General features: G+C 57.8%; 5 protein-coding genes. All 5 read left to right on the top strand.

What is annotated here, in order from left to right; genetic code table 11:
* Positions 1-221 precede the first annotated feature (221 nt).
* Entirely contained in the window at positions 222-1,349 is a 1,128-nt protein-coding gene (locus tag AC1DRJ_RS18880; protein ID WP_477803486.1) for a branched-chain amino acid ABC transporter substrate-binding protein, read from the top strand.
* 232 nt (positions 1,350-1,581) lie between these two features.
* On the top strand, positions 1,582-2,505 hold the full coding sequence (livH, locus tag AC1DRJ_RS18875) for a high-affinity branched-chain amino acid ABC transporter permease LivH (RefSeq protein WP_477803485.1): 924 nt from the start codon (positions 1,582-1,584) through the stop codon (positions 2,503-2,505).
* On the top strand, positions 2,502-3,758 hold the full coding sequence (locus AC1DRJ_RS18870) for a high-affinity branched-chain amino acid ABC transporter permease LivM (protein ID WP_477803484.1): 1,257 nt from the start codon (positions 2,502-2,504) through the stop codon (positions 3,756-3,758). Before livH ends, AC1DRJ_RS18870 begins: the two co-directional genes overlap by 4 nt.
* Positions 3,755-4,522 (top strand): high-affinity branched-chain amino acid ABC transporter ATP-binding protein LivG, encoded by a 768-nt coding sequence (livG, locus tag AC1DRJ_RS18865; protein WP_007947261.1) that lies wholly within the window; start codon positions 3,755-3,757, stop codon positions 4,520-4,522. The genes AC1DRJ_RS18870 and livG overlap by 4 nt, the downstream gene beginning before the upstream one ends.
* Positions 4,523-5,105, top strand: a 583-nt coding sequence (locus AC1DRJ_RS18860; RefSeq protein WP_477803483.1) for an ABC transporter ATP-binding protein, incomplete at its 3' end; no start/stop codon positions are given.

The following is a 5,105-nucleotide window of genomic DNA, read 5'->3' as shown; positions in this document are numbered from 1 at the left end:
GCCAGCTAACATCCCACTGCGATTCTGTCTTTTTCTTTCAAAAAAGCGACACCCTCTGGTTTTGCCCCCTTGCGCCAGCTTCCCAGGCTAACAATTGGCGCTCTACACTGTACCGGTACAGTTGCCAGGGGCATTTTCCGGAAGGTATCGAAGATATCTGACCCGGTTCTGCTGCTACGGCGCCAGGACTATAAAAACTACAACAGTAAGAGTGGAGCACTATGACTAAGGCTACTAAGCAGATTTCCAAACTGTTTGCCGCTATGGTTCTGGCCGGGGTTGCCAGCCATTCGTTCGCAGCTGACACGATCAAGATCGGCATCGCCGGCCCTAAAACCGGTCCTGTAGCCCAATACGGCGACATGCAGTTCAGTGGCGCCAAAATGGCCATTGAGCAGATCAACGCCAAAGGCGGCGTCAACGGCAAGCAACTCGTAGCCGTTGAATACGATGACGCCTGTGATCCGAAACAAGCGGTCGCGGTCGCGAACAAGGTCGTCAACGACGGCGTCAAGTTCGTGGTTGGCCACCTGTGCTCCAGCTCCACTCAACCGGCTTCGGACATTTACGAAGACGAAGGCGTGATCATGATCACCCCGGCTGCCACCAGCCCGGACATCACCGCTCGTGGTTACAAAATGGTGTTCCGCACCATCGGTCTGGACAGCGCCCAAGGCCCTGCCGCCGGTAACTACATTGCCGATCACGTAAAACCGAAAATCGTTGCTGTGCTGCACGACAAACAGCAATACGGTGAAGGCATCGCCACCGCCGTTAAACAGACTCTCGAGAAGAAAGGCGTCAAGGTTGCCGTGTTCGAAGGCGTCAACGCCGGCGACAAAGACTTCTCTTCGATGATCGCCAAGCTCAAGCAAGCCAACGTCGACTTCGTCTACTACGGCGGCTACCACCCGGAGCTGGGCCTGATCCTGCGTCAATCCCAGGAAAAAGGCCTGAAAGCCAAGTTCATGGGTCCGGAAGGCGTGGGTAACGACTCCATTTCGCAGATCGCCAAAGACGCTTCCGAAGGTCTGCTGGTAACCCTGCCGAAATCCTTCGACCAGGATCCGGCCAACATTGCCTTGGCTGACGCGTTCAAAGCGAAGAAAGAAGACCCGAGCGGTCCATTCGTGTTCCCGGCCTTCTCGGCTGTGGAAGTGATTGCTGACGGCATTACGGCTGCCAAGTCCGAAGACACTGCCAAAGTGGCTGAAGCTATCCACGCAGGCACGTTCAAGACCCCGACTGGCGACCTGCAGTTCGACGCCAAAGGCGACCTGAAAGACTTCAAATTTGTAGTTTACGAGTGGCACTTCGGCAAACCAAAAACTGAAGCTTCGCCTCAGTAAGGCTTTGCCATACTGACTGCCAATAAAGCCCACGGCGTGCCGTGGGCTTTGTTTTACGAACGTTTTGGGCCGCGCTGGCGTGATCCGCCAGTCTCCCCACCTGAAAATCTCAAAACCGTCATCAGCGGTTCGCTGGCAAACCTCGAATTCGAAGTGGATGCAGATCCACGGGGCTCGAGCGGGAAAATGACTCCACCAGTGAAATGCGTATCAGGTTTTTAGGAGCGCTGTAATGCCTGACATCTATCACTTTTTCCAACAGCTGGTTAATGGTCTGACCATTGGCAGCACGTATGCCCTGATCGCCATCGGCTATACGATGGTTTACGGCATCATTGGAATGATCAACTTCGCCCACGGCGAGGTGTACATGATTGGTTCCTACGTGGCGTTCATCGCCATTGCCGGGCTGACCATGATGGGACTTGACAGTGTTCCGCTGTTGATGACTGCCGCTTTCCTCGCGACCATAGTCGTGAGCAGTGCCTACGGTTACAGCATCGAACGGATCGCTTACCGCCCCCTGCGCGGCAGCAACCGTCTGATCCCGCTGATTTCCGCCATCGGCGTGTCGATCTTCCTGCAGAACACGGTTCTGCTGGCGCAAGACTCCAAGGACAAATCCATCCCCAACCTGATCCCGGGTAACTTTACCTTCGGGCCAGGTGGCGCACATGAAGTGCTGATTTCCTACATGCAAATCGTGGTGTTCGTGGTGACTCTGGTCGCCATGCTCGGCCTGACGCTGTTCATCTCCCGCTCTCGCCTTGGTCGCGCCTGCCGTGCCTGTGCCGAAGACATCAAGATGGCCAACCTGCTGGGTATCAACACCAACAACATCATCGCCCTGACCTTCGTCATCGGTGCCGCACTGGCGGCCATCGCGGCCGTGCTGCTGAGCATGCAATACGGCGTGATCAACCCGAACGCCGGTTTCCTCGTCGGCCTCAAGGCCTTCACTGCCGCAGTACTAGGCGGTATCGGCAGCATCCCTGGTGCCATGCTCGGCGGGCTGGTACTGGGTGTCGCGGAAGCCTTCGGTGCCGATATCTTCGGCGACCAGTACAAGGACGTTGTGGCGTTCGGCCTGCTGGTTCTGGTGTTGTTGTTCCGGCCAACCGGCCTGCTGGGCCGTCCGGAGGTTGAGAAAGTATGACTAGGAATCTTAAACAGGCGTTGTTCAGCGCCTTGCTGGTGTGGGCCGTTGCCTACCCGGTACTGGGTCTGAAGTTGACCATCGTCGGCATCAACCTCGAAGTCCATGGCACCAGCAACACGACGCTGATTATCATCGCGTTGTGTTCGGTACTGATGTTCCTGCGCGTATTGTTCGATCAGCAGATCAGCTCGGCCTGGCGTTCCTCGCCAAGCATGCCGCTGATTCCGGCCAAGACCAGTAACTTCCTGACCCTGCCGAGCACCCAGCGCTGGTTCATCATCGCGTTGATCGCCGTTGCCCTGGTCTGGCCGTTCTTCGGTTCTCGCGGGGCAGTGGACATCGCGACGCTGGTGCTGATCTACGTGATGTTGGGCCTGGGCCTGAACATCGTGGTCGGTCTGGCCGGTCTGCTCGACCTGGGATACGTCGGTTTCTATGCCGTCGGTGCCTACAGTTATGCGCTGCTGTCGCACTACTACGGTCTGAGCTTCTGGATCTGCCTGCCGATTGCCGGCCTGATGGCGGCCACCTTCGGCTTCCTGCTGGGCTTCCCGGTCTTGCGTTTGCGCGGTGACTACCTGGCCATCGTGACACTGGGCTTCGGTGAAATCATCCGTCTGTTCCTGCGTAACCTGACCGGTCTCACCGGTGGCCCGAACGGCATCAGCAACATCGAAAAGCCAACGTTCTTCGGCCTGACCTTCGAACGTAAAGCCGCCGAAGGCATGCAGACATTCCACGAGTACTTCGGCATTGCATACAACTCGATCAACAAGGTGATTTTCCTGTACCTGGTTGCTCTGTTGCTGGCCCTCGGCGCGTTGTTCGTCATCAACCGTTTGCTGCGCATGCCCATCGGTCGTGCCTGGGAAGCGTTGCGTGAAGACGAAATCGCCTGCCGTGCGCTGGGTCTCAATCCGACGGTCATCAAGCTGTCTGCCTTCACCCTGGGCGCCAGCTTCGCCGGTTTTGCCGGTAGCTTCTTCGCTGCCCGTCAGGGCCTGGTGACACCGGAGTCCTTCACCTTTATCGAGTCGGCGATCATTCTCGCCATCGTCGTATTGGGTGGCATGGGCTCGCAACTGGGCGTGATCCTCGCGGCCGTGGTGATGATCCTGTTGCCGGAAATGATGCGTGAGTTCAGTGAGTACCGCATGTTGATGTTTGGCGCCTTGATGGTGCTGATGATGATCTGGCGTCCTCAAGGTCTGCTGCCCATGCAACGTCCTCACATGGAGCTGCGCAAATGAGCCGCGAGATCCTTAAAGTCGAAAATCTGAGCATGCGCTTCGGCGGCTTGCTGGCGGTCAATGGCGTGGCCCTGACCGTGAAAGAAAAACAGGTGGTTGCGTTGATCGGCCCTAACGGCGCCGGCAAGACCACGGTGTTCAACTGCCTGACCGGTTTCTACAAACCGAGTGGCGGCAGCATCCTGCTGGACGGCGAGCCGATCGAAGGCTTGCCGGGCCACAAGATCGCCCTTAAAGGCGTGGTGCGCACCTTCCAGAACGTGCGGTTGTTCAAGGACATGACCGCGGTCGAGAACCTCTTGATCGCGCAGCACCGTCACCTGAACACCAACTTCCTGTCCGGCCTGTTCAAGACCCCTGGGTTCCGCAAAAGCGAACGCGAGGCCATGGAGTTCGCCGCGTACTGGCTGGACAAAGTCAACCTGACGCAGTTCGCCAACCGCCCGGCCGGCACCCTGGCCTACGGTCAGCAACGTCGTCTGGAAATCGCTCGCTGCATGATGACCCGCCCGCGGATCCTCATGCTCGACGAACCGGCTGCTGGCCTGAACCCGAAGGAAACCGAGGACCTCAAGGCCTTGATCAGCATGCTGCGTGAAGAGCACAACGTCACCGTGCTGCTGATCGAACACGACATGAAACTGGTCATGAGCATTTCCGACCACATCGTCGTGATCAACCAGGGCACGCCCCTGGCCAACGGTACGCCGGAACAGATCCGCGACAATCCCGAAGTGATCAAAGCCTACCTGGGGGAAGCGTAAATGCTGCAATTCGAAAACGTTTCCACCTTCTACGGCAAGATCCAGGCCCTGCACAGCGTCAACGTGGAAGTCCGTCAGGGCGAAATTGTGACGCTGATCGGCGCCAACGGTGCCGGCAAGTCGACGCTGCTGATGACGCTCTGCGGTTCGCCGCAGGCCCACAGTGGCTGCATCCGCTACATGGGTGAGGAACTGGTCGGCCAGAGCTCGTCGCAGATCATGCGCAAAAGCATCGCCGTGGTCCCGGAAGGTCGTCGGGTGTTCTCCCGCCTGACCGTGGAAGAAAACCTCGCCATGGGCGGTTTCTTCACCGACAAGGGCGACTATCAGGAACAGATGGACAAGGTTCTCGAACTTTTCCCACGCCTGAAAGAACGTTTCGCCCAGCGCGGCGGCACCATGTCCGGCGGCGAACAGCAAATGCTCGCCATCGGCCGTGCGCTGATGAGCAAGCCCAAGCTGCTGTTGCTCGACGAACCTTCGTTGGGCCTGGCACCTATCATCATCCAGCAGATCTTCGACATTATCGAACAACTGCGCAAGGATGGCGTGACCGTGTTCCTGGTTGAGCAGAACGCCAACC

The sequence above is a fragment of the Pseudomonas sp. P5_B2 genome (genome assembly GCF_056400445.1).
The sequence above is the reverse complement of the archived record's forward strand: the minus strand, read 5'-3'. Positions and strand labels throughout refer to the sequence as shown.

What these genes read in the sequence shown, in the direction of transcription:
- AC1DRJ_RS18880 (WP_477803486.1), top strand. Translation starts at nt 222, where the DNA reads ATGACTAAGGCTACTAAGCAGATTTCCAAACTGTTTGCCGCTATGGTT.
- livH (WP_477803485.1), top strand. Translation starts at nt 1,582, where the DNA reads ATGCCTGACATCTATCACTTTTTCCAACAGCTGGTTAATGGTCTGACC.
- AC1DRJ_RS18870 (WP_477803484.1), top strand. Translation starts at nt 2,502, where the DNA reads ATGACTAGGAATCTTAAACAGGCGTTGTTCAGCGCCTTGCTGGTGTGG.
- livG (WP_007947261.1), top strand. Translation starts at nt 3,755, where the DNA reads ATGAGCCGCGAGATCCTTAAAGTCGAAAATCTGAGCATGCGCTTCGGC.